General features: G+C 66.0%; 27 protein-coding genes and 1 pseudogene. 11 read left to right on the top strand and 17 right to left on the bottom strand.

Annotated elements, in window-relative coordinates; all coding sequences use genetic code 11:
- Window positions 1–2: 2 nt before the first annotated feature.
- The 4 genes from AWC07_RS12500 to sthA form a co-directional block, all read right to left on the bottom strand.
- Window positions 3–689 (bottom strand): PhzF family phenazine biosynthesis protein, encoded by a 687-nt coding sequence (locus AWC07_RS12500; RefSeq protein ID WP_036411709.1) that lies wholly within the window; start codon window positions 687–689, stop codon window positions 3–5.
- A 45-nt stretch (window positions 690–734) separates the two neighbouring features.
- Entirely contained in the window at window positions 735–1,760 is a 1,026-nt protein-coding gene (locus AWC07_RS12495; RefSeq protein WP_036411707.1) for an alpha/beta fold hydrolase, read from the bottom strand.
- Between the two features lie 56 nt (window positions 1,761–1,816).
- A complete protein-coding gene (locus AWC07_RS12490) occupies window positions 1,817–2,794 on the bottom strand; it encodes a proteasome assembly chaperone family protein (protein WP_085105091.1) in 978 nt (325 codons plus the stop codon).
- 296 nt (window positions 2,795–3,090) lie between these two features.
- Window positions 3,091–4,497 carry a Si-specific NAD(P)(+) transhydrogenase gene (gene sthA, locus AWC07_RS12485; protein WP_139829673.1) on the bottom strand — a complete coding sequence of 469 codons (1,407 nt, stop codon included), beginning with the start codon at window positions 4,495–4,497 and terminating at the stop codon, window positions 3,091–3,093.
- 114 nt (window positions 4,498–4,611) lie between these two features.
- Between sthA and AWC07_RS12480 the strand changes: the two genes are divergently transcribed.
- A complete protein-coding gene (locus tag AWC07_RS12480) occupies window positions 4,612–5,688 on the top strand; it encodes a DUF4192 domain-containing protein (RefSeq protein ID WP_036411134.1) in 1,077 nt (358 codons plus the stop codon).
- Here AWC07_RS12480 and ideR read toward each other — a convergent pair whose 3' ends face one another.
- From ideR to AWC07_RS12465, 3 genes are all read right to left on the bottom strand, one after another.
- Window positions 5,689–6,381 carry an iron-dependent transcriptional regulator IdeR gene (gene ideR / locus AWC07_RS12475; protein WP_023372597.1) on the bottom strand — a complete coding sequence of 231 codons (693 nt, stop codon included), beginning with the start codon at window positions 6,379–6,381 and terminating at the stop codon, window positions 5,689–5,691.
- A 167-nt stretch (window positions 6,382–6,548) separates the two neighbouring features.
- Window positions 6,549–7,508, bottom strand: coding sequence for a sigma-70 family RNA polymerase sigma factor SigB (sigB, locus tag AWC07_RS12470; protein WP_036411136.1), 960 nt, complete (start codon window positions 7,506–7,508; stop codon window positions 6,549–6,551).
- Window positions 7,509–7,658: 150 nt separating this feature from the next.
- Entirely contained in the window at window positions 7,659–8,102 is a 444-nt protein-coding gene (locus tag AWC07_RS12465; RefSeq protein ID WP_084293409.1) for a DUF3099 domain-containing protein, read from the bottom strand.
- Between the two features lie 45 nt (window positions 8,103–8,147).
- On the opposite strand from AWC07_RS12465, the gene AWC07_RS12460 reads away from it, so the two are divergent.
- On the top strand, window positions 8,148–8,387 hold the full coding sequence (locus tag AWC07_RS12460) for a DUF3039 domain-containing protein (protein WP_036411138.1): 240 nt from the start codon (window positions 8,148–8,150) through the stop codon (window positions 8,385–8,387).
- Window positions 8,388–8,436: 49 nt separating this feature from the next.
- Here AWC07_RS12460 and AWC07_RS12455 read toward each other — a convergent pair whose 3' ends face one another.
- On the bottom strand, window positions 8,437–9,369 hold the full coding sequence (locus tag AWC07_RS12455; protein WP_051507874.1) for a YihY/virulence factor BrkB family protein: 933 nt from the start codon (window positions 9,367–9,369) through the stop codon (window positions 8,437–8,439).
- Window positions 9,370–9,444: 75 nt separating this feature from the next.
- A complete protein-coding gene (locus AWC07_RS12450; protein ID WP_023372607.1) occupies window positions 9,445–9,630 on the bottom strand; it encodes a DUF7455 domain-containing protein in 186 nt (61 codons plus the stop codon).
- Between the two features lie 126 nt (window positions 9,631–9,756).
- On the opposite strand from AWC07_RS12450, the gene AWC07_RS12445 reads away from it, so the two are divergent.
- Window positions 9,757–10,125, top strand: a complete 369-nt coding sequence (locus AWC07_RS12445) for a DUF952 domain-containing protein (protein ID WP_036411139.1) — start codon at window positions 9,757–9,759, stop codon at window positions 10,123–10,125.
- Here AWC07_RS12445 and AWC07_RS12440 read toward each other — a convergent pair.
- The 3 genes and pseudogenes from AWC07_RS12440 to ppgK all read right to left on the bottom strand — a co-directional run bounded on the left by AWC07_RS12440 (window position 10,110) and on the right by ppgK (window position 13,378).
- Window positions 10,110–10,480, bottom strand: a pseudogene (locus AWC07_RS12440) (RidA family protein). The gene AWC07_RS12445 and the pseudogene AWC07_RS12440 overlap by 16 nt on opposite strands.
- Window positions 10,481–10,845: 365 nt before the next feature.
- Window positions 10,846–12,405: an RNA polymerase sigma factor gene (locus AWC07_RS12435; protein ID WP_036411158.1), complete on the bottom strand. Its 1,560-nt coding sequence runs from the start codon at window positions 12,403–12,405 to the stop codon at window positions 10,846–10,848.
- A gap of 178 nt (window positions 12,406–12,583) precedes the next feature.
- Window positions 12,584–13,378, bottom strand: a complete 795-nt coding sequence (gene ppgK / locus AWC07_RS12430) for a polyphosphate--glucose phosphotransferase (RefSeq protein WP_036411141.1) — start codon at window positions 13,376–13,378, stop codon at window positions 12,584–12,586.
- A 123-nt stretch (window positions 13,379–13,501) separates the two neighbouring features.
- On the opposite strand from ppgK, the gene AWC07_RS12425 reads away from it, so the two are divergent.
- Window positions 13,502–14,371, top strand: coding sequence for an inositol monophosphatase family protein (locus tag AWC07_RS12425; protein ID WP_036411143.1), 870 nt, complete (start codon window positions 13,502–13,504; stop codon window positions 14,369–14,371).
- 5 nt (window positions 14,372–14,376) lie between these two features.
- Here the strand turns inward: AWC07_RS12425 and cei are convergent, their stop codons facing one another.
- Window positions 14,377–15,030, bottom strand: coding sequence for an envelope integrity protein Cei (gene cei, locus AWC07_RS12420; protein ID WP_036411160.1), 654 nt, complete (start codon window positions 15,028–15,030; stop codon window positions 14,377–14,379).
- A gap of 185 nt (window positions 15,031–15,215) precedes the next feature.
- On the opposite strand from cei, the gene AWC07_RS12415 reads away from it, so the two are divergent.
- Window positions 15,216–15,518: a DUF4193 domain-containing protein gene (locus AWC07_RS12415; RefSeq protein ID WP_023372621.1), complete on the top strand. Its 303-nt coding sequence runs from the start codon at window positions 15,216–15,218 to the stop codon at window positions 15,516–15,518.
- Window positions 15,519–15,522: 4 nt separating this feature from the next.
- On the opposite strand, the gene AWC07_RS12410 is transcribed toward AWC07_RS12415, so the two are convergent.
- Window positions 15,523–15,999 (bottom strand): DUF3093 domain-containing protein, encoded by a 477-nt coding sequence (locus tag AWC07_RS12410; protein ID WP_036411145.1) that lies wholly within the window; start codon window positions 15,997–15,999, stop codon window positions 15,523–15,525.
- A gap of 25 nt (window positions 16,000–16,024) precedes the next feature.
- On the opposite strand from AWC07_RS12410, the gene dut reads away from it, so the two are divergent.
- Both dut and AWC07_RS12400 read left to right on the top strand, forming a co-directional pair.
- The gene (gene dut / locus AWC07_RS12405; protein ID WP_036411146.1) at window positions 16,025–16,489 is read left to right on the top strand and encodes a dUTP diphosphatase; all 465 of its coding nucleotides are present in this window, start codon (window positions 16,025–16,027) and stop codon (window positions 16,487–16,489) included.
- Window positions 16,489–17,244: a DUF3710 domain-containing protein gene (locus AWC07_RS12400; RefSeq protein ID WP_139829670.1), complete on the top strand. Its 756-nt coding sequence runs from the start codon at window positions 16,489–16,491 to the stop codon at window positions 17,242–17,244. The genes dut and AWC07_RS12400 overlap by 1 nt, the downstream gene beginning before the upstream one ends.
- Before the next feature lie 15 nt (window positions 17,245–17,259).
- Here the strand turns inward: AWC07_RS12400 and AWC07_RS12395 are convergent, their stop codons facing one another.
- Complete coding sequence (locus tag AWC07_RS12395; protein WP_036411150.1) at window positions 17,260–17,970, bottom strand: alpha/beta fold hydrolase; 711 nt, start codon at window positions 17,968–17,970, stop codon at window positions 17,260–17,262.
- Between the two features lie 167 nt (window positions 17,971–18,137).
- Here AWC07_RS12395 and AWC07_RS12390 point away from each other — a divergent pair, with 167 nt between their 5' ends.
- Complete coding sequence (locus AWC07_RS12390) at window positions 18,138–18,506, top strand: OB-fold nucleic acid binding domain-containing protein (protein ID WP_036411151.1); 369 nt, start codon at window positions 18,138–18,140, stop codon at window positions 18,504–18,506.
- Between the two features lie 67 nt (window positions 18,507–18,573).
- The gene (locus AWC07_RS12385; protein ID WP_036411153.1) at window positions 18,574–19,245 is read left to right on the top strand and encodes a DUF3159 domain-containing protein; all 672 of its coding nucleotides are present in this window, start codon (window positions 18,574–18,576) and stop codon (window positions 19,243–19,245) included.
- Window positions 19,246–19,365: 120 nt separating this feature from the next.
- Here AWC07_RS12385 and AWC07_RS12380 read toward each other — a convergent pair whose 3' ends face one another.
- Both AWC07_RS12380 and AWC07_RS12375 read right to left on the bottom strand, forming a co-directional pair.
- Window positions 19,366–20,052, bottom strand: a complete 687-nt coding sequence (locus tag AWC07_RS12380) for a potassium channel family protein (RefSeq protein WP_036412194.1) — start codon at window positions 20,050–20,052, stop codon at window positions 19,366–19,368.
- An 88-nt stretch (window positions 20,053–20,140) separates the two neighbouring features.
- Window positions 20,141–20,824 carry a potassium channel family protein gene (locus AWC07_RS12375; protein WP_063468686.1) on the bottom strand — a complete coding sequence of 228 codons (684 nt, stop codon included), beginning with the start codon at window positions 20,822–20,824 and terminating at the stop codon, window positions 20,141–20,143.
- Window positions 20,825–20,918: 94 nt separating this feature from the next.
- On the opposite strand from AWC07_RS12375, the gene AWC07_RS12370 reads away from it, so the two are divergent.
- Together AWC07_RS12370 and AWC07_RS12365 are read left to right on the top strand one after the other, a co-directional pair.
- A complete protein-coding gene (locus AWC07_RS12370; RefSeq protein WP_036412196.1) occupies window positions 20,919–22,916 on the top strand; it encodes an APC family permease in 1,998 nt (665 codons plus the stop codon).
- Entirely contained in the window at window positions 22,913–24,103 is a 1,191-nt protein-coding gene (locus AWC07_RS12365) for a class I SAM-dependent RNA methyltransferase (protein WP_425271244.1), read from the top strand. Before AWC07_RS12370 ends, AWC07_RS12365 begins: the two co-directional genes overlap by 4 nt.
- The last annotated feature ends 63 nt before the right edge of the window (window positions 24,104–24,166 follow it).

The raw sequence follows: 24,166 nt of genomic DNA, 5'->3' as shown, positions 1-24,166 counted from the left end.
CGTCAAACCAATTGCATCACACCGTCATTGACGACCAATCCGGCAACCGTGACCCAGCCCTCGGCGCTCCACGTCGTCTTGAGCACCGATCCCTTGCCCTGCGTGATGGTCAGGTCGCGGCTGAGGTGGTCAGTGATCCGCATGGCCGCCGAACCGGTCGCTTCGTCTTCCTCGACCCCCAGGTTGGCGGCGAACATCCGGGCCCGTAGGGCGCCGGCGGGCTCGTCGGTCCAGGTCCACAGATAATGCGACGTGTCGTCGGAGAAGTCGTCGGGGTCCGCGGCCGTCAGGGCATCGAGTGAGTCGAGACGATGGATGGCCAATTCGGGCGCCCATTCGGCCCTTGCGCTGATCGCGGTCAGGTCGTTGTCATAGCTCACCTGGACCAGACCGGCCGGCACGTGCAGTGTCTTGATCGGCATTCCCCGCTCACGCAGCCACCATGACACACCCACGATGGGATGGCCGGCGAACGGAAGGCTGGTGCGGGGAGTGTGAATGGAGGCGTGCGCGGTGTGCGAGCCGGCGGCGGGCAGGTCGACGAATATTGTCTCGCTGTAACCCAATTGGTTTGCCAGGTGCTGTCGGTCGCCGGGTTGGACCCGGCTCGCATCGACTACGCCGAGCGGATTGCCGAAGTTCCCCTCGGAGTCGGTGAACACCCGCAACATAGTTACCTCGATGCCCATGGCCCGACTGTACGACGTCGCGCGAATCGATGACGGCCGGGTTGATCAGGTGGCGCTGCGTTCGTCGGAACCCATCGCGCTGAGCACGGCGATGCGGGTATCGGCCGAGCCGGAAACGGCTCCTTCGCCACCGCCGCTGCGAAGCAATTCCCGGAGCGCGGCCTGATCGTATTCGGCGGGTTCGGTGCTGTCGATGAAGCGCTGCACAGTGTCGATGAAACGGGCGGGATCGTCATGGAACGGGAAATGCCCGGAGCCCTCGAAGATCTCCAGGTGCGAGCCGGGCATCGCGGCGTGTGCCAGCCGGGCGTGGCGGACGGGGACAACGACGTCGCGGCTGCCCCAGATGATCTGCACCGGGATGGCCTGGGTCAAATAGCATCTGTCCAGCATGGTGACGATCTGCCCGCGCCAGTCCACCACGGCCCGCAGGGTGCGCGTGAACGCCGACGAGGCCGTCGGCTCGGGCAGGTCGTCCAGTATTCGCAACACATTGGGCAGGTCGCGGCCCAGGGCGGTTGAGCCGATCGCCAGGCCCAGCACCCGCCCGACCACCTGAACCGTCGGCCGCACCATCGGCAACCGCAGCAATGCCAGCGCTTCGGCGCCCATCGGCAGCGAGGCCAACCGGAACACGAGGTTGACGTCCTTGGTGACGCCACCGGCGCCGACCAGGATCAGCCGGTCGACCAACTGGGGAAACTGGTAGGCGAATTGCATCGCTACGCCGCCACCGAGCGAATGACCGATGACGGTCACCCGCTCGATGTCGAGCACGCTGAGCAGGTCGCGCATGCCATTGGCATAGGCGGCAACCGAGTAGTCGGCGCGCGGCTTATCGGACTTTCCATGACCCAACAGATCGGGAGCAATCACGGTGAACCGCTGCGCGAGCTTGGCGTGGATACCGGTCCAGGTCGTCGAATTGTCTCCGATGCCGTGGACCAGCAGGATCGCCGGCCCGGATCCGGCGATCCGGAACGCGCGCTTGTAACCGTGAATAGTGCGGAACTGCAGCGAAGGCGCAGTAACTTCGCGCACTGGGCGAAGATTGCGCTTCCGCTCGGTCATTCGCCAACCTCGTTGTCGGGCCGCCTACGGCTTTCTCGGGGGCGGTGTTGGAGCCATCAAGCCTGGTCGTCGTCGTCGCGCTTCTTCTCTGCCTGTTGGGCCAGGAATCGCTCGAACTCCGCACCCAACTCGTCGCCGCTAGGCAGATCCTCGTCACGCGTGAGTAACGATCTGTTTTCCTGAGCGTCGATGAAGGCATCGTACTGGCGCTCGAGGGCGGCCACCACTTGGGCGACTTCTGCGCTTGCCTGGACTTGTTCGTCGATCTTGGCCCGGATCTCCGCCGCCGCCTCTGCCAGCGCCGCCAAGGGCAGTTCCAACGATCCCGTCTTGGCGACTTGCTCGAGCAGGGACTGCGCGGCCGCCGGGTAGTCGGTCTGCGTCAGGTAGTGCGGGACGTGCACGGTGAACCCGACGACCTCGTGACCATGCTGCGCCATTCGGTACTCCAACAGGTTGGACGCGCTTGCCGGAACTTGGATTTCGGAGATCCACGGCTGGAAGTCGGCGATCAGTTCCGGATTGTTGGAGTGGGCGGTCATCGTGATCGGGCGGGTATGTGGTACGGCCATGGGAACGGTGCCCAGGCCGATGGTCTGCCGGACCCCAAGGCGTTCGGCCAGCAGTCGCACGGCTGTGATGAATCGCTCCCATTTCAGGTCCGGCTCCAAACCGGCCAGCAGCAGAAACGGGGTGCCGACGCTGTCGCGCAGTGCGTACAGGCTGAGCTCGGGGTCGTCGTAGCTGGTGAAGTGGTCAGTCTTGAAGGTCATCAGCGGCCGCCGGGAGCGATAGTCCAGTAATTCGTCGATCGCAAACGACGCGACCAACTCGGTGTCCAGTGCCCCCTTCAGGTGGGCAGCGGCCAGCCGAATCGCGTGGCCCGCGTCGGAAAAGCCCTCCAAAGCGTGCACCAACACGGGACCGCGGCCATCCGTCGTCGACAATTGCGGCGCCGGCAACTCGAGGTCGTACATGCCAGGCTGCCCGGGCTGGTAGTCCTGCGCCTCATCCCGGTCTTGATCGTGCGTCATGGGTGTTGCCTCCTTTCGGGGGTCTAACCGGGGTGCCCTGATCAGTGTCTCTCAAATCAACGGGCCCCAACGAACGAACATCTCACTTATGCGCACATCTTCATAACGCGAAAAGCTCCGCGCCGTATTCACAGCGGACTGCGCGGGCAACTGCGGACGCCCAACTCGACAACCAAATCGCCGCCCGTCGTTCGACGAACACCGTCCTGCGCTATCGGCCCAGGCCAAGCCGGCGCCCGGGTGATGCTAGGGCGATCCCGGGCCGACCGATTTCGACAATACGGCCTCGTGACGCGTCAGCGGCGGAACTGGTTGAGTGCGCGCACCTTGTTCATCACGTCGAGCGCGGCCACCTTGTATGCCTCGGAGAATGTCGGGTAGTTGAAAACCGCGTCGACCAGGTACTCGACGGTCCCTCCGCATCCCATGACGGCCTGTCCGATGTGCACCATCTCGGTGGCACTGGTGCCGAAGATGTGCACTCCAAGCAGCTTGAGATCGTCGGTGGACACCAGCAGTTTGAGCATGCCGTAGGAGTCGCCGGCGATCTGGCCGCGGGCCAGTTCCCGGTAGCGCGCCACACCCACCTCGTAGGGGATGGATTCCTTGGTCAGTTCCACCTCGGTGGCGCCGACGTAGGAGATCTCGGGGATCGAATAGATGCCGATCGGCTGCAGGTCGGTGATGCCGTCAGTGGGTTCCCCGAATGCGTGATAGGCGGCCAGCCGGCCCTGCTCCATCGACGTCGCGGCCAAGGCCGGAAAGCCGATGACGTCGCCGACGGCGTAGATATGGTCCACCTTGGTCTTGAACTGTTCGTCCACCCATATTCGCCCGCGGCGTTCGACCTCCAGGCCGGCGTTGGGCAGGTCGAGGTGGTCGGTCTGGCCCTGGCGTCCGGCGGAGTACATCACCGTCTCGGCGGGAATCTGTTTGCCGCTGGCCAGGGTGGTGACGGTGCCGGCCGAGCCGACGTCGACCGCGGTGACCTCTTCGCCGAACCGGAATGTCACCGCCAGGTCGCGCAGGTGGAATTTCAGCGCCTCGACGACCTCGGGGTCGCAGAAGTCCAGCATGTCTTCCCGTTTCTCGACGACGGTCACCTTGGTGCCCAGCGCGGCGAACATCGAGGCATACTCGATACCGATCACGCCGGCACCGACCACGACCATCGAAGCCGGGAGCGACTTGAGGTCCAGGATCCCGTCGGAGTCGAGGACCCGTTCTTCGTCGAATTCCACGCCGGACGGCCGGGCCGGCCTGGTGCCGGTGGCGATGACGATGTAATCGCCTGTGACAGTGGTCTTTTCGCGCCGCGTCTGGTCTTCGACCATGATGGTGTGCGGATCGACGAACCGGCCGTGCCCCACCAGCAGGTCGACCCGGTTGCGCATCAACTGATTGCGTACCACGTCGACTTCCTTGCCGATCACATGCTGGGTGCGGGCCAGCAGATCGGCCGGAGTGATCCGGTCCTTGACGCGGTAGCTCGCCCCGTAGAGTTCGCGCTGATTCATGCCGGTGAGGTAGAGCACCGCCTCGCGCAACGTCTTCGACGGGATGGTGCCCGTGTTGACGCACACGCCGCCCAGCATTCGGCCACGCTCGACGATCGCAACGGATTTGCCCAACTTGGCCGAGGCAATGGCCGCCTTCTGGCCGCCAGGCCCAGAGCCGAGAACCACCATGTCGTACTCGCGCATCGACCCCATGAGATAGACAGTAGAACGCACAGTGGCGACTTCGTCCACAGGATGGCGGCCCAGGTGCCGGATGCGCGCACCGGCTGACGGTGCCGGTCGTCAGCGTTGACGCCTATGACCAAGCATCGACCTGACTTTGAACTGAATCGCCCCGGCGCCCTGATCGCCGCGCTGCCGGCCATCCTCGGCTTCGTGCCGGAAAAATCGCTGGTTCTGGTCTCGGTGGCCGACGGTGAACTGGGATCGGTAATGCGTATTGACCTGTCGGAGGACCTTGGCCACCGGGTCGAGCAGCTCGCGGAGGTTGCCGCCGCGGCAGACCCCGAGGCCGCGATCGCGGTGATCGTCGACGCGGACGGAGCGCAGTGTCCGGGATGCAGCGACGAGTACCGGCGGGTGTGCGATGCGCTGACCGAGGCACTGGCGCAGCGTGACATCGTGCTCTGGGCGGCCCACGTGGTCGACCGCATCGCCGTGGGCGGACGCTGGCATTGCGTCGACGACTGCGGTTCGGGTGGTGTCATCGACGACCCGGCGGCGTCGCCGCTGGCGGTTGCTGCGGTGCTCGACGGTCGGCGGCTGTACCCGCGGCGTGCCGACCTCGAGGCCGTCGTCGCCGTTGACGACCGGGCGCGCACCGGCACACTGGCCGCCGCCATGAAGCGAGAGGCGGCCGAGCGGGAGATCGCCCAGCGCGCCGACCCGTTGGGCCGTAGCCGTCGCGACGTAGAGAAGGCGATGGCCGCTGCCGCGCGGGTGGCCGACGGGCAGCCGCTGTCCGACGGGGAGCTGGCCCGGTTGGGCTGCGCGCTGACCGACGTGCGGGTGCGCGACACGCTCTATGCCCTCGCGGTCGGTGAGGACTCCGGTCCGGCCGAGTCGTTGTGGGCAGTACTGGCCCGCGCGCTGCCCGAGCCGTGGCGGGTGGAGGCGCTGGTGTTGCTGGCGTTCAGTGCCTACGCCCGCGGAGACGGTCCATTGGCCGGGTTATCCCTGGAGGCCGCGCTGCGCTGCTCGCCGGGGCACCGGATGGCGGGCATGCTGGACACGGCGTTACAGTCCGGGCTTCGGCCGGAGCACATCCGGGAACTCGCGACCACCGGCTATCGGCTGGCTCGGCAACTCGGCGTGCGGCTACCGCCGCGACGGGTATTCGGCTCATTCGGCCAATCTGGCCGATGGGCGGGGTAGTCAGACCTTCTCGACCTTGACGGCGTGCGCCATCGCGTGGGGCAGGGTGACGTTCTCATGCCCCGGGATGACGATGGTCACGCCGCCTCCCGGACTGGTTTCGACCGTTACTCGGGCGTTCGGCACGACGCCGGCGTCCTTGAGCCGCGTGATCAAGTCGATGTCGCCTTGAACATGCTCGGTGAGCTGGCGAACGACGACTGCCACCGGCGGACCGGCCGGCAGCTCGGTCAACCGCACCAAGTTGGCGTCTTCGGCGCCGAATTCCGGCCCCACGCCCAGGTCCAGCAAGCCCGGAATCGGATTGCCGAATGGAGACGTAGTCGGGTTGTTCAGCACCTTGACCAGCCGACGCTCGACATCCTCGCTCATCACGTGCTCCCACCGGCATGCCTCGGCGTGCACCTCTTCCCACGGCAACCCGATGACGTCGACGAGGAGTCGTTCGGCGAGGCGGTGCTTGCGCATCACCGCGATCGCCAGCGCCCGGCCCTTGTCGGTGAGTTCGAGGTGGCGATCCCCGGCCACCCGAAGCAATCCGTCCCGCTCCATCCGGGAAACGGTCTGGCTGACAGTCGGCCCGCTCTGCTCCAGGCGCTCGGCAATCCGGGCGCGCAGCGGCGTGACGCCCTCTTCCTCGAGGTCGTAGATCGTCCGCAAGTACATCTCGGTGGTATCAACCAAGTCGTTCATTCAGCATCCTCCGTTGCCGCCGAGTCTACTTGGCCAGCTGCGCATGTGGTTGGCCCAAAACGCCCCCGACAGCAGTATGCCCGCCGCTCATCGCGGCGGGCACACTGTCTTGTACCTAGATTCTCGGCGCTTGTCTCGGCGCTTTCGGTGGGCGTCGGGGCGGGGTCTCAACTGGCGTATGACCGCAGCCGATCGGCACGTTCGCCATGGCGCAACTTGCACATCACGTCCCGCTCGATCTGGCGCACGCGCTCTCGGGACAGACCGAACAGCTTGCCGATTTGATCCAGCGTGCGCGGCTGGCCGTCGTCCAGGCCGAAGCGCAGCCGGATCACCTGGTGCTCACGCTCGTCGAGGGTGGCAAGCACACTGCGAATATCGGTGTGCAGCAGTTCGGCGATAACCGCGTTCTCCGCGGACATGGCTTCGGCGTCCTCGATGAAGTCGCCCAGCGGCGCCTCTTCCTCAGAGCCGACCGGCATGTCCAGGCTCACCGGGTCCCGGCTGTGTTCGAGCAGGTCGTTGATCTTGTCGACGGGAATGCCGGATTCGGCGGCAAGTTCCTCGTCGGTGGCTTCCCGACCCAGGTTCTGGTGCATCTCCCGTTTGATCCGCGCCAGCTTATTGACCTGCTCGACCAGGTGAACGGGCAGACGAATGGTGCGGCTCTGGTCGGCCATGCCACGGGTGATGGCTTGGCGGATCCACCAGGTGGCATACGTCGAGAACTTGAATCCCTTTGTGTAGTCGAACTTCTCCATCGCGCGGATCAGGCCCAGGTTGCCCTCCTGGATGAGGTCGAGCAGCGGCATTCCGCGGCCCGTATAGCGCTTGGCCAGCGACACCACCAGCCGAAGGTTGGCCTCCAGGAGATGACGGCGCGCCGCCTGGCCGTCGCGTACCACGGCCGCCAATTCGCGTTTCCGGTTCTCGCCCAACCGCTTTCGGGTTTCGAGCAGATACTCGGCGTACAGCCCGGCTTCGATGCGTTTGGCCAGCTCCACTTCATCGGCGGCGTTGAGCAACGCCGTCTTACCGATGCCGTTCAGATATACGCGCACCAAGTCCGCTGCGGGGCTTTGAGCATCCAGATCGCTGTCAGCCCGGCTTGTGGTGGCATGTGCCATAGCGCCCTCCCGATCGGCTTGTCCTGTCACGGGGTTTAACGACAGGCTCGACCACAGAGTTCCCGCCGCGCTGTCATCTCACACACCGTGACGTGCAGAAATGTGCCAGCGACCTGAGAATGTCCTGAGAAGTGCGCCGCGGCAGCCGGTTTAACCTGGATTGGACCAGCCGTCGAAGTCCGGGGGGTCCGATTGAGCCGATTGGGGCGCAGGGTCTCGCCGAGGCTCCAGCGCCGGACGCTTGGCCGTCGGAAACAGCGGGATGCGGCGTCGGGCGTCGTCGAATCGCCGGGGCTCATCGGCGCTGCGGGGCGGCCTATCGTTGGCGATGAGCACGGCCATCCACGGCAACGGAATCGAGACAGCCACGATCAGTAGCGAGACAAGACCGTTGTGCCAGGCCCCGTATGCGACGGCGGCCAGGATGAGCGCCGGAATCCGGAACGCCATCAAGGTCAGATACTTGCGCACCCGGGCTCGGTGCTGTTCCTCGTAGGACGGTGCGGCGGCGGTGATCAGTACCGGGCGGCCTCGCTCGTCGAAGTCATCGAAACTCAGCTCGAAGCCGCGCTTCATCTCTCTACTCTCCCACATCCAGTCGTTTCCGGCAGGAGCGAGTCAGGGGGCACAATGTCTGGTATGCAGACGCAGACGATCGAACGCACCGACACCGAGGAACGCGTCGACGACGGGACCGGCAGCGATGTCCCGAAGTACTTCCACTACGTCAAGAAAGACAAAATCGCCGAGAGCGCGGTGCTGGGGAGCCATGTGGTGGCGTTATGCGGTGAGGTGTTTCCCGTGACCCGGGCACCCAAGCCTGGCTCGCCGGTATGCCCGGACTGCAAGCAGATCTACGAGAAGCTCAAGAAAGACTGAATCGCGCGGCGGCTGCACCGTCGTGGTCTGCGACGTCCCGTCCGACGCCCTAGTCGGCTGTTCCCATAATGGCGGCGGTGCGGGTCCTCAGCCAGTTGCGCAGCCGATGTGCGTGTGTGGCCGGCGCCGGCCATTCCTCTTGGATCGCGGCGTTGAGTTCGGCTCCGATCATGACCGCAAAACCACCGAAGAACGCGAACAACAGGAAAGCGATGGGCGTGGACAGCGCGCCGTAGGTATAGCCCGTACTCGTGATCCATCTGAGATAGAACCGTAGACCCAGCGTCGCGATCAGGAACACCGCGGTGGCCAGCACTGCGCCGATGACCAGTCGGTGTGTCGGCAGCGGTACCGGCAGAGCGACGCGGTAAAGGATGATAACCCCCACCGTCAGGCCCGCGATCAGTGCCGGGTAGTAGCCGTAATGCAGGACATTGGCCAAGCTGGCCGGAATGTGGTCGCTCACCTTCCGTGGTCCCACCACCGCCACCGGCGCGGCGGCCACCAGGAACACCAGCATCACCACGTACAGGAACAGCGCGAAGAACCGCTGCCGCACCGGATGGCGCAGCGGAGTCTGGTCATGCGCCTCCACCACGGCGTCGACGTACGAAGAGATTGCCGACGATCCTGCCCACAATGAGATCAAGAAACCCAGCGACACCACCTCGCCGCGCGCGTTGGCAGTGATGTCGCGGATGGTCGGCTCGATGATCTCGTTGACCACACTGGGTGAGAAGAAACTGTGGGCGGTGGAAATGATGGTTTTTTCGATCGCGGGCAAGGTGTCCTCACCGAATAGCGGAGCCACGTAGGCCAGGCTGCCCAGCATTCCCAACAGCAAGGGCGGAAGGGACAGCGCCGACCAGAAACCTGCTTGCGCTGACTCGGAGAAGATCGAGTCGTCCCAACTCTTGGAGAGCGTCCGAAGGCTGATTCGCCAGATGTGGTGGCGGGACGGCTTTGGCGTTTGGTCGCTCATCCGGTCCAGCATTACCGATGATCGGTCACACGTGGCACATTGGACCCGACTTTAGGCGAGCGAGTTTCGGCGAACCTAGTTTCCACTTACCTCCAGGACGGCCGACAGCTCGATCAGTTTCGCTTCGTGCTCGTTGGCGTGGTGCTGGCAGAAGAGAAGTTCGGCACCGGAAGGCAGCTTGGCGCGCACCCGCGCTGCTGCGCCACAGCGGTCGCAGCGGTCGGCTCTAGTCAGCTCGGGACTGGTCAACGTTGCGTTCATGACTTCTCCATATCTCGGTAAGTTCACTGTCTCAGACGTTCCCCGCTTTCGCCTTGTTCCCTGGGTGGTATCAGGTGTGTCCTTTCTCACGGATGTCGGGACGATGAGTCGGGCAAGCTGGCTAGCATGTCGTCCACTCCGGCGGTGTTGGTGCACATGTGTGCGGCCCGCGAATGGTCGTCCGCCCGCCGCCGCGGCGGCTTCCGTCCCGGATCAGCTACCGCGTTCATCCATCTGTCGACGCCTGAGCAGATACATCTGCCGGCCAATCGGCTCTTCCACGGCCGTCGTGACATGGTCCTGCTGTATATCGACCCGGCGGCGCTCGACTCGCCCGTGCGTTGGGAGCCCGGAACGTTAGCGGATCCGGACTGGATGCTGTTTCCGCATCTCTATGGCCCGCTCCCACTGCGCGCGGTGATCAGAGTCTGCGGGTACCCGCCGGCGCCGGACGGCACCTTCCCTCCGATTCCGGGACGTCAGGCCTCCAGGTAGGCGTCGGCCTCAATCTCCACCAACAGGCCGGGCGCGATCAGCGCCGAAACCCCGACCATGGTGGCAACCGGGCGAATGTCGCCGAAAATCTCAGCGTGTAGCTCGCCGATCTCGCGCCAGCGTGAAATATCGGTCACGTATATGCGGGTACGGACCACGTCGGCGAGCCTCGCGCCAGCCTGTCCGAGTGCGGCCTCGATGCGGCGCAGGGCGTCTCTGGTCTGCGCGGCGACATCGTTGCCGCTGCCGTGGTTCCGGCCACTGCCACGGGCCGACCAACGCGCACCGCGCGCGAATAGCCGACGGCCGATTCGAAGTCGGATCCGGAGGAGATACACCTGCGGCTTGCTGACATGCCGTGACAGTATGACGGCGGCTGCCGACGCGCAGCCGTTAGGTGCGGGCACGTGGCGTCCCGGCCGTTGGGCATGCCGTGTTGAGGGATGTGTCTGGAAGGCGGCCCGGTTCCGTCGGATGGAATGTGGGAGATCCCTCGATCGACGGCTCTAGACGCCGGAGGATTTCTCATGGATCAGCACATGAACCCGCCGCCCAACCCCCACGACGCCGGGAAGGCGACCGACAAGCAACGTGACCTGCAGGAAAAGCTGCAGCACCAAGGCGATGACCCGGCCGCGCCCGTCTGCACCAGACTCGGGATCAACGTGCCGACGACACATAAGCGAAAACCGAAGTGTCCCGCTGCGCCGGCGGGCTCGCTCAATCCAGGTAGTCGCGCAGGACTTGCGAGCGGCTGGGGTGGCGCAATTTCGACATGGTCTTGGACTCGATCTGCCGGATGCGCTCCCGGGTCACGCCGTATACCTGGCCGATCTCGTCGAGGGTGCGTGGCTGGCCGTCGGTGAGGCCGAAGCGCAGCCGTACCACGCCGGCCTCGCGCTCGGACAGCGTGTCCAGGACCGACTGCAGCTGGTCTTGCAGCAGCGTGAACGACACCGCGTCCACGGCCACCACCGCTTCGCTGTCTTCGATAAAGTCGCCCAGCTGGCTGTCGCCCTCATCGCCGATGGTCTGGTCCAGCGAGATCGGCTCCCGGGCGTATTGCTGGATCTCGAGCACCTTCTCCGGGGTGATGTCCATCTCTTTGGCAAGCTCCTCGGGAGTGGGCTCGCGGCCCAGATCCTGGAGGAGCTCACGCTGGATTCGGCCGAGCTTGTTGATCACCTCGACCATGTGCACCGGAATCCGGATGGTGCGGGCCTGGTCGGCCATGGCGCGGGTGATGGCTTGGCGGATCCACCAGGTCGCGTAGGTGGAGAACTTGTAACCCTTGGTGTAGTCGAATTTCTCGACCGCCCGGATCAGCCCCAGGTTGCCCTCCTGGATCAAGTCCAGGAACGCCATCCCGCGCCCGGTGTAGCGCTTGGCCAGTGAAACCACCAGCCGCAGGTTGGCCTCCAGCAGATGGTTCTTCGCGCGATCACCGTCGCGGCAAATCCACATCATGTCGCGACGTTGGGCAGCGGGCAGCTTCTCGCCGCGTTCTGCCATCTCCGCCATCAACTGCGTGGCGTAGAGGCCGGCCTCGATCCGCTTGGCCAGCTCGACTTCTTCCTCGGCGTTGAGCAGCGCCACCTTGCCGATTTGCTTGAGGTAGGCGCGAACCGAGTCAGCGGACGCGGTGAGTTCGGCGTCCTTGCGCGCCTGGCGCAACGCTTCCGACTCGTCCTCGTCCCATACGAAATCGCCTGAGGCCTTGTCCTTCTCAGTGGGTTCGGCGATCTCCTCTTCATCATCGATGGCGTTCCCGGGCGCTGCAACAGCCGGAGATTCACCCTCGTCAGTGTCCTCGACGTCGGTTGGATCGTGGTCGCCGCCGTCGTCGACGACGGCCGCGACCACGTCGTCTTCTACGTCGTCTTCGAGGTCCTCTAGGCCGAGACCGGCCTCGAGGTCGAGGTCCTCAACGGGTTCGACGTCAAGGTCTGGTTCATCGTCGAGGTCTTCGGTGGCATCGAGCGCAATCGCCGGGTCCGTAGCCGCGCCTTCGAGTGCCTCGCCGAACGTGTCGGCGTCACGGGCTGGCGCCTTTGCGGCTTTTGCCGCGGTACGGCTTTTCTTCGAAGCGGTGGTCTCGGCGTCGTTGGTGGCATCGGCGGCCTTTGTGGACCGGCCCGCCGCCTTGGTGGCCCGCTTCGCGGGGGTAGCGCCATTGGCTGTCTTTGCCGCCGGTCGCTTGGCGCCGGCTTTGGCCGGGGACTTGGTGGCGGTGCGCTTCACCGGCTCACCGGTCGCCTGGCTGGCCTTGGTCGCTGCCACATACACCCCTTCGGTGGTACTCGCTTCCGGTATGAGTCTGGGCGTGCTGAACCGAAAGTGTCTGCTATGTCGAATGTCGGCGTTGATATCGGCGTGAAAACTCGCGCTCTATCGGTCAGGCGGTCGCCGACGACCATTGTAACTTCACTACGCGCCTGTACTGCCGGAGCGGGAAAATTCAGTGGGTCACGTCCGTGGTGGACGCCATTGCTGCGCCGACTATCCCGGCGGCGTTCTGCAGGGTTGCCGGCACAACAGGGGTGCGATTTTCCAGCAGGTGCATCCACTTGTCGGATTTGCGGCTGATGCCGCCCCCGGCGATGAACAGGTCGGGCCACATCGCGTTTTCAATAGCGACCAGAACCCGCGTCACCTGCTTGGTCCACTTTGCGTAGCTCCAGCCTTTCCGTTCCTTGACGGACGACGCGGCCCGCTGCTCGGCCTCCTTACCCCCGACCTCGAGGTGCCCGAACTCGGTGTTGGGTATCAGCTTGCCGTTGTGGATGACCGCAGACCCGATGCCGGTTCCGAAGGTGAGCAGGATGACCAGCCCGGAGTTGTCCTGGCCGGCTCCGTAGCGTTCTTCGGCAAGTCCGGCCGCATCGGCGTCGTTGAGAACTGTCACCTCTTGACCGCCCAGCTCGGCGCCGATGATTTCGCTGGCGTTGGTCCCGATCCATGACTTGTCCACATTGGCCGCCGTCTGGGCGATGCCGTGCGTGACCACGCCGGGGTAGGTCACACCGAGTGGGCCGGTCCAGCCGAAGCCGTGGACCACCTCGGCGATGGTCTTGGCGACCGCTGACGGCGTGGCCGGTTGGGGAGTCAGCAGCTTGATCCGGTCTCCGATCAGCTGGCCGGTATCCAGGTCGACGATTCCGCCCTTGATGCCGCTGCCACCGACATCGATGCCGAACCCGCGACGTTGTTGTGTGGCAGCGGCGGTGTGGGACAGGGGGTCGGCGCTGGTCATCGGTTCTCCTCGGCGAGACATGGGTGTCCGAATACCTTAGCCCGGGTGCTTGTCAAGACCGGGCGTTCTGGCTCTCGTCCGGTCTCGATGCGCTGGTCCGGGCGATTGTGATGCGATAGAGCGGTGACACGATCCGACAACGAGCCCGCGCGGCTGCGTTCGGTGGCCGAGACTCTCGCCGCGGAGGCGGCCGAGTTCGTGCGTGGTCGGCGCGCCGAGATATTTGGTCTGCGTCCGGCCACTGACAGCGGCGCCGCGGTGCGGACCAAGACCACCCCGACCGACCCGGTGACCGTCGTCGACACCGATACCGAGCGGCTGCTGCGCGAACGGTTGGCTCAGCTTCGGCCCGGTGACCCGATTTTGGGGGAGGAGGGCGGGGGCCCAGCAGACTCGACGGCCGCGCCGGCCGACACCGTGACTTGGGTGCTTGACCCCATCGACGGCACCGTGAACTTCGTCTACAGCATTCCGGCCTACGCGGTGTCGGTCGGAGCCCAAGTCGGCGGCGTGTCGGTCGCCGGCGCGGTCGCTGATGTCGTCGGCGGCAGGGTGTATTCGGCTGCGGCCGGGCTAGGCGCGCATGTCGCCGATGAGCACGGGACTCGCCGATTGCGCTGCACCGATGTCGACAATTTGTCGATGGCCCTGTTGGGCACCGGCTTCGCGTACTCGACGCGGCGCCGCGCTACCCAGGCAGCGCTGCTGGCCCGGATGCTGCCGCTGGTCCGAGACGTGCGCCGGATCGGTTCTGCTGCATTGGATTTGTGCATGGTCGCCGCCGGCCAGCTGGATGCTTACTACGAGCACGGGCTGCAGGTGTGGGACCGCGCGGCGGGTGCCGTGATAGCAGCCGAGGCGGGGGCCCGGGTGCTATCACCCGCCGCGGATGCCCCGGAAGGGGGCTTGGTGCTGGCCGCCGCGCCCGGCATTGCCGACGAGCTATTGGCGGTACTGATGCGATTCGATGCTCTTGAGCCGATCCCGGACTGAGCTGCTCAGCAACTGCTCGCGTGGATCTTGGCCACGAGCGTGGGATCGGTCGGCTCGGTGGCACCGGGCCGCAGGCTCGCGAGTACGGCGTCGATGTCGTCGTTGTGGGCCAGCGTGGTGAAGTCTGTGCCGAGGACGAGGTCGACCGAGTCGTCGGCACGGCTGTCGTGGAACAGCTCGGTACACGGCGCCACCAGCCATACCGCGGCGGCCGCGGCTTGACCCGCGGTGCCGAACCGGATCTGGCCCTGGCAGATGAGCCGGGCGCCCGCATAGACCGGGTCGTTGGCGGCCGTCGGCTGGGTGAAACCGAGATCGTGCATGGCCCCCGCGATGTCGCCGGCTTGACCGCCCCGTCCGCTGGCGTTGAGCACGCGCACTTTGGTCTCGCTGAGTTTGGCCGGGGCGACGTCGGTCATTTCGGTTCGCGACACTGGCTCGCCGAGCCTGGGCGGCGCCGTCGACCCGGCCGGCTGTGGCGGGGGGTTGCACGTCGCGGCCTCGCGGACATCCGTCGGGCGGGTCAGGGCCACCGTCCAGGCCACTGCCGTCGCGATCGCCAACAGGATCACGACGACGATTGCGGGGCGGGGATTGCGCCGCCGGAATGGCCGACCATGCTTGTCAAAGGCGGTGCCCTCGGTGATTTGTGCGACCACACGTGCACTGTAGTCCGCGCCTGGATTGCCGCGTTGAGGGCCGATCACGAGGCCGCCGAGAGTGGTGTGACGTAAATCACAGTTGATTGGGCCGGGTTCTGGGCACGAATCGTTTGGTGGATGCGTTCGACGCTGGTACAAAGCGATGCTTGAACTTATGAGAGGGCATGCGAGGGGACGGAATAATGCCTACCGACTATGACGCTCCACGGCGCACCGAGGCCGACGATGTGTCGGAGGATTCGCTGGAAGAGCTGAAAGCTCGACGGAACGAGGCGGCGTCGGCCGTGGTCGACGTGGATGAGTCCGAGTCCGCCGAGTCATTCGAGCTGCCTGGCGCCGACTTGTCCGGTGAAGAGCTGTCGGTGCGTGTCATCCCGAAGCAGGCGGACGAGTTCACCTGCTCGAGCTGCTTCCTGGTGCAACACCGCAGTCGACTGGCCAGCGAGAAGAACGGCGTGATGATCTGTACCGACTGCGCGGCGTGATCGGTCAGCTGCGTAATGCCGACAGCACCCGCTCGGGGTGACGGCAGCTCACCAGCCAGTACGGGGTGGGGTCCTCGGGGTCGTCGAGTACCAGCAGAACCATCGGGCCGACCCAGGCGCGATGCAGGACAAATGCTGCCGGGTCGAGTTGTCGGCCCAGTGCCGCTGACTTGGCGGTGCGCGCCACTTCGGCCGATCGGGAGACCACGGTGACCGGCAGATGCGCTGCACCGGCCCACAGCTCGACGCCGGTCTGGTCGGCTGTGACTCGGATCTCCACCCGGCCCAGCCATAGCAGCGTGCCGGCCGCGACGGCGAACAACGTCGCGAACGGCAGCCAGTGGGGCAGGGCGGCGATACCCATGTTGACTTCGAAAGCGATGAGCGCCGCCGCCGCAAACCCCAGCGGCCACCACCACCACGGCACCCATAGTCGTTCGCGGTATCGCACACTGTGCGGCGCGACGCGCGTACCCGACATTCGGTCAAGAGTAGTCTGTGGCCCCGTGTCGACCAGTCTGGCCGTTGTCCGCCTCGACCTCGGGCTGCCGCTGCCCAGCCGCGCTCATCACGGCGACGCTGGGGTCGATCTCTACAGTGCGCAAGACGTGGAGCTGGCCCCCGGGCAGCGTGCCCTGGTGCCGACGGGCGTTGCGGTCGCCATCCCGTTTGGGATGGTGGGTCTCGTCCATCCGCGCTCGGGCTTGGCCTCCCGGGTGGGGCTTTCGATCGTCAACAGTCCCGGCACCATCGATGCGGGCTACCGTGGCGAGATCAAGGTCGCGCTGATCAACCTCGACCCCGCCACGCCGATCGTGGTGCATCGAGGTGACCGTATTGCCCAGCTGCTGGTGCAGCGGGTCGAGTTGGTCGAGCTGGTTGAGGTCGCGTCATTCGACGAGGCCGGGCTGGCCGAGACATCCCGTGGCGATGGTGGCCACGGCTCCTCCGGCGGACATGCGAGTTTGTGATGGCATTCGGTAGACGCACACGCAACAGGGACAGCGGATCGACTTCGGCCGAGCCGGAAGCACCGGTCGCCGCTGCGCCGAAGGCATCAGAACTGGCCGACGAAGACGGCGACGAGTTGGTGGGCCCCTTCGACATCGAAGACTTCGACGACCCATCGGTCGCGGAGTTGGCCAGGCTCGACCTCGGTTCGGTGTTGATCCCCATGCCGACGGCAGGCCAGGTGCAGGTCGAACTGACCGAGAACGGCGTCCCCAGCGCGGTGTGGATCGTCACGCCCAACGGCCGCTTCACCATCGCGGCCTACGCGGCGCCGAAGTCCGCCGGCCTGTGGCGTGAGGTGGCCGCCGAGCTCGCCGACTCGCTGCGCAAGGACTCTGCTCAGGTTTCCATCAAAGACGGCCCGTGGGGTCGGGAAGTGATCGGTACGGCATCCGGCGTGGTGCGTTTCATCGGTGTCGACGGCTACCGCTGGATGATCCGGTGTGTTGTCAACGGCCCCCACGAGACGATCGATGCGTTGACCGATGAGGCTCGCGAGGCGTTGGCGGACACCGTTGTGCGCCGCGGAGACACCCCCCTGCCGGTGCGTACCCCGTTGCCGGTGCAGTTGCCCGAGCCGATGGTCGAGCAGCTACGCGAGGCCGCAGCCGCACAGGCACAGGCGCAGGAGCAGGAGCAGCAGTCTAATCCGGCGGCGCGACGCGGTGCCGGCGGGTCGGCGATGCAGCAGTTGCGCACCAGCACCAGCGGCTAGGGCTGGGCGAGCGTTCTAGGAGGCGTCTCGGACCTCGGCCAGAGCTGCCAGGCAGGCGGCTCCCAGTGCGGCGGGATCCGCGCCGATCTCATCCAGCGTCACCGTCCGTAGTGCTGCATGCGGCGCCGCGGTCACCCAGTCAACACCCACCTGCAGCGGGTGAATCGGATCATCGACGGCGGCAGCGACCCCCAACGGCGCAGCCAGCCGCTCCAGGTCGCTGCGGCCAGGCGCGATATAGGCTGCGGCTTCCTCCATGGCGTCAGGCAGTTGCGGCCATTGAACCCGCCAGGACCGGGCCAGCTCGTCGGCCAACCAGGCGGGGCTGGATGCCCGCATCTGCGTCGTCGTCGTCGCCAGACCGTCACGGCGCAGCTGTGAGGCCGTGTATCGCGCCGCGTGGGCGGCCGGGGCTGATCCGGGTGGGCCCGTCCACGCAGGTAACGCGGCCAGGACGGCCACGGTCCGGTCGGGATGGGCCAGCGCCCACGCGACGGCAACGGCGGCTCCGATCGAGATGCCGCCGACCACGACCGGACCTGTCCGCGCGGCCTCGTCCAGTGCCGCCAGGTACCCGGCGATCAAGTGCTCTGGTTGTGGCGCAATTCTTAGCAGCGCCGCGCCGACCCCGTGCAGGGGACCGGAAAACGCCCGGTGGACGTAGTCGTCGTCGGAACCGGTTCCGGGCAACACCACGGCCGTGACTCCGCGAAAAGCGACTGGCATTCCTTGATAGTGCCTTGATAGTGCTCCGCCATTGCGGGTACTCCGACCCCGGTGCATCGATACGTGTGGCGGACGGGAACCAACAGGTCTACGGTGACCGTTGGCATAGATGGAATGCTGATCGCAAGAAGAGCTTCCGTTACGACGTTGGAGTGTCAGGAGAGGCCATGGGCGCCCAAGGTTATCTGCGCCGGCTGACCCGTCGGTTGACGGAAGATCCGGAGCAGCGCGACGTCGAAGAATTGTCGGACGAAGTCCTCACTACCGGCGCGCAGCGCGTCATTGACTGCCAGCGTGGTCAGGAGGTCACGATGGTGGGCACGCTGCGCAGTGTGGAAACCAACGGCAAGGGTTGCGCCGGTGGTGTTCGCGCCGAGTTGTTCGACGGTAGCGACACTGTGACGTTGGTGTGGTTGGGCCAGCGCCGGATCCCCGGCATCGACTCCGGCCGCACGCTGCGGGTACGCGGCCGGCTGGGCAAGCTCGAAAACGGGAGCAAGGCCATCTACAACCCGCACTACGAAATTCAGCGGTGACCATTTCCGTTATCCGGGTTTGTCTGGGGTACACAGTCTCGAGCCGTCTAGCGGCAGCGCCCCCGGCATGAGTACTCGCCGCATCAGCGCAGAACGCCTGCTGGCACAGGCCGGTGGCGTCAGTGGTCTGGTCTATTCGTCGCTGCCGGTGGTCGTCTTTGTCGCGGCGTCCAGTGTGGCCGGGCTGTTGCCCGCAATCGGGTCTGCGGTGGGCGTGGCCGCACTGGTGTTGCTATTGCGGCTGATTCGCCGGGAATCCGCCCAGCCCGCCGTTTCCGGGTTCTTCGGGGTCGCCGTGTGCGCACTGATCGCCTACCTGGTGGGTCAGTCCAAGGGCTATTTCTTGCTGGGTATTTGGATGTCGTTGCTGTGGGCGGTGATTTTCGCCCTGTCGGTGGTGATTCGCCGGCCCGTCGTCGGTGTCCTGTGGAGCTGGGCCGCCGGGCGGGACCGCGGCTGGCGCGACGTACCCCGCGCCCGCTACGCGTTTGACATCGCCACGCTGGGTTGGACGCTGGTGTTCGGCGCCCGGTTCATCGTCCAGCGGCTTCTCTACGATGCCGACAAGACCGGCTGGCTGGGCGTCGCGCGCATTGGGATGGGCTGGCCGCTCACCGCCATGGCGGCGCTGGCGACGTACGCCGCGATAAAGGCCGCTCAGCGGGCTATGCCGGTCCTCGAAGGCCCTGCGATAGCCGGGGTGCCAGAAGTCGATACCGACGCTGGTCGCGAGCTCTAGCTCTCGCGACTTGCGGGTGTACGTCCGGGGGCGTTGACCGTATGGTGACGGCTCTGGGCGGGCGGGATCGCTACCGACTGGGCCGGCCACGCTCGCATCGGGAAAGCGGTCGGCTCATGCTCAAGGACCGGGCTCGCCCGCCGGTGAGGTTGGCGGCAGCAGCAGCCGGCTCAGCTCCTCCTCTGCCTCGGTGACCGCGACGAACAGCAATTCGTCGCCCCCTTCCAGCGGCTCATCGGCTTGCGGCACGATGACTCGCGGTCCGCGCAGGATCGTGACCAGCACCGCATCCCGTGGCAATTGCAGCTTGCGCACCGGCTTACCGCCCCAGGGGGTGTCGTCGGGCAGCGTGATCTCCACCAGGTTCGCCTGGCCCTTGCGGAATTCCATCAGCCGTACCAGGTCGCCGACGGCGACGGCCTCCTCGATCAGCGAGGCCAGCATTCGCGGGGTGGACACCGCCACGTCAACGCCCCAGGCGTCGGTGAACAGCCACTCGTTGCGGGGATCGTTGACTCGGGCCACCACCCGCGGCACCGCGAATTCGGTCTTGGCCAGCAGGCTGAGTACCACGTTGACCTTGTCGTCGCCGGTCGCGGCGACCACGACATCGAAATCCTCGAGGTGCACCGACTCCAGCAGGCTCAGCTCGCAGGCATCGCCCAATTGCCAATGCGCGGTCGGGATGGCGTCGGGGTCGAGGTGGTCGCGGTTGCGCTCGATCAGGGTCACGTCGTGCCCATTGCCGATGAGCTCACGGGTGACTGAGCGGCCGACGGCGCCGGCCCCGGCGACGACTACCTTCATTTGCGCCACTCTCCCCCGCAAGCGGGTGGTACCCCCATAACCCCGGCTCGAAGCCCGGCCGAGCCGGCGTCTTCGTCGTCGGCGCGCTTCATTTGCGCGGCCCTGACTCGAAGTCCTCACTGGGCGGTAGGGCCGCAATGGCCACCGCCTCGGCCGCCCGGCCGGAGATGGCGGCGACGTAGACCTGGTCGCCGGCCTGCAGGATCGTCTTCGGCTCGGGCAGCACCCCGGTTCCGAATCGGATCAGGAACGCCGCCCGGGCGCCGGTGGCCTGCTCCAGGTCGGTGACCCGGTGCCCGATCCAGTCCTCGTGCAAGATGACTTCTGCGACCGCGACGGTACCGGTGGGATCGCGCCACTTGGCGGTCTCAGTTTCGCGCAGCAGCGCGTTGAGCAGCCGGTCGGTGGTCCAGGGCACCGTGGCGATCGTGGGGATACCCAGGCGTTCGTAGACCTCGGCGCGCTTGGCGTCATAGATGCGGGCGACCACTCGCGGCACACCGAAAGTTTCCCGGGCCAACCGTGCCGAGATGATGTTGGAGTTGTCTCCGGAGGACACCGCAGCGAATGCGTCGGCACCTTCGATGCCGGCCCGCAGCAGCACATCTCGGTCGAATCCCTGGCCGAGCACCCGCTCGCCGGCAAACTCGGGGCTGAGCCGGTTGAAAGCGGTGCTGTCGCGGTCGATGACCGCGACGTCGTGGCCTATGCGGGACAGCGCGTCAGCCACCGACGAGCCGACCCGGCCGCACCCCATCACTACCACTCGCACGTGACGTCCTCTCGGCTGTAGCTGATTCCGGTGCGCAAAATTCTCGCCCAGGGAACGCTACCGTCAAAGCCGTCGGGGCTTACCCTTGGCTCTCGTGTCCAAACTTTCCACCGCCGCGCGCCGGCTGCTGATCGGCAGGCCGTTTCGCAGCGACCGGCTGAGCCACACGCTACTGCCGAAGCGGATCGCGTTGCCGGTATTCGCCTCGGATGCCATGTCGTCGGTCGCCTACGCCCCCGAAGAGATCTTCCTGATGCTGTCGGTGGCCGGTCTGGCCGCCTACTCCATGGCGCCGTGGATCGCACTGGCGGTGGCTGCGGTGTTACTCGTGGTGGTATCGAGCTACCGGCAGAACGTGCACGCCTACCCGTCCGGGGGCGGCGACTACGAAGTCGTCAGCACCAACCTGGGCCCCACCGCGGGTCTCGTGGTCGCTAGCGCCCTGATGGTCGATTATGTTCTCACGGTTGCGGTTTCGATCGCGTCGGCGATGTCGAACATCGGTTCGGCGATCCCCTTCGTGTATGAGCACAAGGTGTTCTTCGCGGTGAGCGCCATCGTGCTGGTGACGGCGATGAACCTGCGGGGGGTCCGCGAATCAGGGCTGGCATTCGCCTTTCCGACCTATGCGTTCATCATCGGAGTCGGCGCGATGCTGGGTTGGGGGCTATTCCGGATCTACGTGCTGGGCAACCCGCTGCGCGCCGAGTCCGCCGGATTCGTGATGCACGCCGAACACGGCAAGGTCGTCGGTGCCGCACTGGCATTCCTGGTGGCCCGCTCGTTCTCCTCGGGCTGCGCGGCGCTGACGGGTGTGGAGGCGATCAGCAACGGGGTGCCGGCCTTTCAGAAGCCCAAGTCCCGCAACGCCGCCACGACCCTGCTCATGCTGGGCGCCATCGCGGTGACCTTGCTGATGGCCATGGTCCTGCTCGCCGTCGAAACCAGGGTCCAGGTCGTCGACGATCCGGAGACGCAGCTGACCGGGGCCCCGCCGGGCTATCAACAAAAAACGTTGGTCGCTCAATTGGCGCAGACCGTGTTCGGCGGCTTCCACGTCGGGTTCTTGTTGATCGCCGCGGTCACCGCGCTGATCTTGGTGCTGGCGGCCAACACCGCGTTCAACGGCTTCCCGGTCCTCGGCTCGGTGCTGGCGCAGCACAGCTACCTGCCACGCCAGCTGCACACCCGCGGTGACCGGCTGGCGTTCTCCAACGGGATCTTGTTCCTGGCGGCGGCTGCCATCGCGGCGGTGATGGCCTTCCGCGCCGAACTCACCGCGCTGATCCAGCTCTACATCGTCGGTGTGTTCATTTCGTTCACACTGAGCCAGATCGGGATGGTGCGGCATTGGACTCGGTTACTTCGCACCGAGACCGATCTCGCGGGCCGGCGCAAGATGATCCGCTCGCGGGTGGTCAACTCGGTCGGATTGGTGTCTACCGGCACCGTCCTGCTGATCGTCCTGGTCACGAAATTCCTTGTGGGCGCCTGGATTGCGATTGTCGCCATGGGCGCCCTGTTCATGCTCATGAAGCTGATCCGCCGCCACTATGACGCGGTCAACCGGGAACTGGCGGAACAGGCCGCAGCGCAGGACAACGAAATCGTCTTGCCCAGCCGCAATCACGCCGTGGTATTGGTGTCGAAGTTGCATCTGCCGACACTGCGTGCGCTGGCCTACGCGCGGGCGACCCGTCCCGACGTGCTCGAGGCCATCACGGTCAGCGTCGACGATGCCGAGACCCGTGACCTGGTGCACAAGTGGGAGGAAAGCGATATCAGCGTGCCGCTGAAGGTCATCGCTTCGCCCTACCGTGAGGTGACCCGTCCGGTTCTGGATTACGTCAAACGGGTCAGCAAGGAATCCCAGCGGACCGTGGTGACGGTGTTCATCCCGGAGTACGTGGTGGGCCGGTGGTGGGAGCAGCTGTTGCACAACCAGAGCGCGCTGCGGCTCAAGGGCAGGTTGCTGTTCATGCCGGGGGTGATGGTGACATCGGTTCCCTGGCAACTGACTTCGTCGGAGCGGGTGAAGACGCTACAGCCTCATGTGGCTCCCGGCGATGCGCGGCGAGGCATCTTCGATTGACCCTGGCACCCGAACTGACGTTGGTCACCGGTGCGCCCGCAAACGGCGGTAGCTGTGTGGCGCGCCACGAAGGCCGGGTGGTCTTCGTCCGCTATGCCTTACCCGGGGAGCGGGTGCGGGTGCGGGTCACCTCCGAGCGTCAATCCTATTGGCACGCAGAGGTTATCGAGGTGCTCGATCCGTCTCCGGACCGGATCGAGTCGTTGTGCCCGATTGCCGGGGTGAATGGCGCCGGTTGTTGCGATCTGGCTTTTGCCGCCCCGGAAGCGGCGCGGGCGCTCAAGGCGCACGTGGTGGCCGATCAACTGAAACGGCTCGGCGGATACAACTGGTTCGGCGCGGTCGAACCGCTTTCGGATGCCGGTCCCACCGGATGGCGCACCCGGGTGCGACTCGAGGTGGGACCCTACTGTCGGGTCGGCTTTCACCGCTACCACAGCAGCGCGTTGGTGACCGATCTGCATTGCGGGCAGGTGCCCGCCGGGATGCTGGACGGCCTGAATTCCGGTCGCGCCTGGCCGCCGGGCGGGCAGGTAAACGTTGTCCTCGACGACGACGGCCAGCGTCACGTGATGCTCACCGTACGCCACGGCCGGCGAATCGCCACCAAGGCGGTCGAGGGTGACTACCACGCGGTGCAGCGGGTCGGCGGGCGTATCTGGCGGGTGCCGGTGACGGCCTTTTGGCAGGCGCATCGCGATGCGGCGGCGATGTACAGCAGCCTGGTCGCGGACTGGGCGCAGGCCGCTCCCGGCATGACGGCGTGGGATCTCTACGGCGGTGCCGGTGTTTTCGCCGCGGTGCTGGGTGAAGCGGTGGGAGAGTCGGGGCGGGTATGGACGGTCGACAGCGCGCGTGCGGCGTCGAGGACCGCCCATGCCGCGCTGGCCGATCTGCCGCAGGTAGCCGTCGTCAACGATTCCGTGCGGCGGGCGCTGGAGGGGCAACCGGCCGGTGCTGACGTCGCGGTGCTGGATCCGCCGCGTACCGGGGCCGGCCGCGAGGTGATCAACCTACTGGCCGCCGCGCGGGTGCCGCGTGTGGTGCATATCGGTTGCGAGGCAGCATCTTTCGCACGCGACATCGGCCTTTACCGCAGTCATGACTACGTGGTCGAGAAGATCAAGGTGTTCGACGCGTTCCCGCTGACCCATCACGTGGAATGCGTTGCGCTGTTGACCTGCTAGGCCGCGGCTGCCACGTCGAGACTGCGGTGAGCGCGCGTGCCGGGCTCTCGGCACGCTGTGGGC

The sequence above is a fragment of the Mycobacterium gastri genome (assembly GCF_002102175.1).
Taxonomy (GTDB): domain Bacteria; phylum Actinomycetota; class Actinomycetes; order Mycobacteriales; family Mycobacteriaceae; genus Mycobacterium; species Mycobacterium gastri.
Note: the sequence above shows the minus strand (reverse complement) of the source record. Positions and strands in the feature narration are given on the sequence as shown.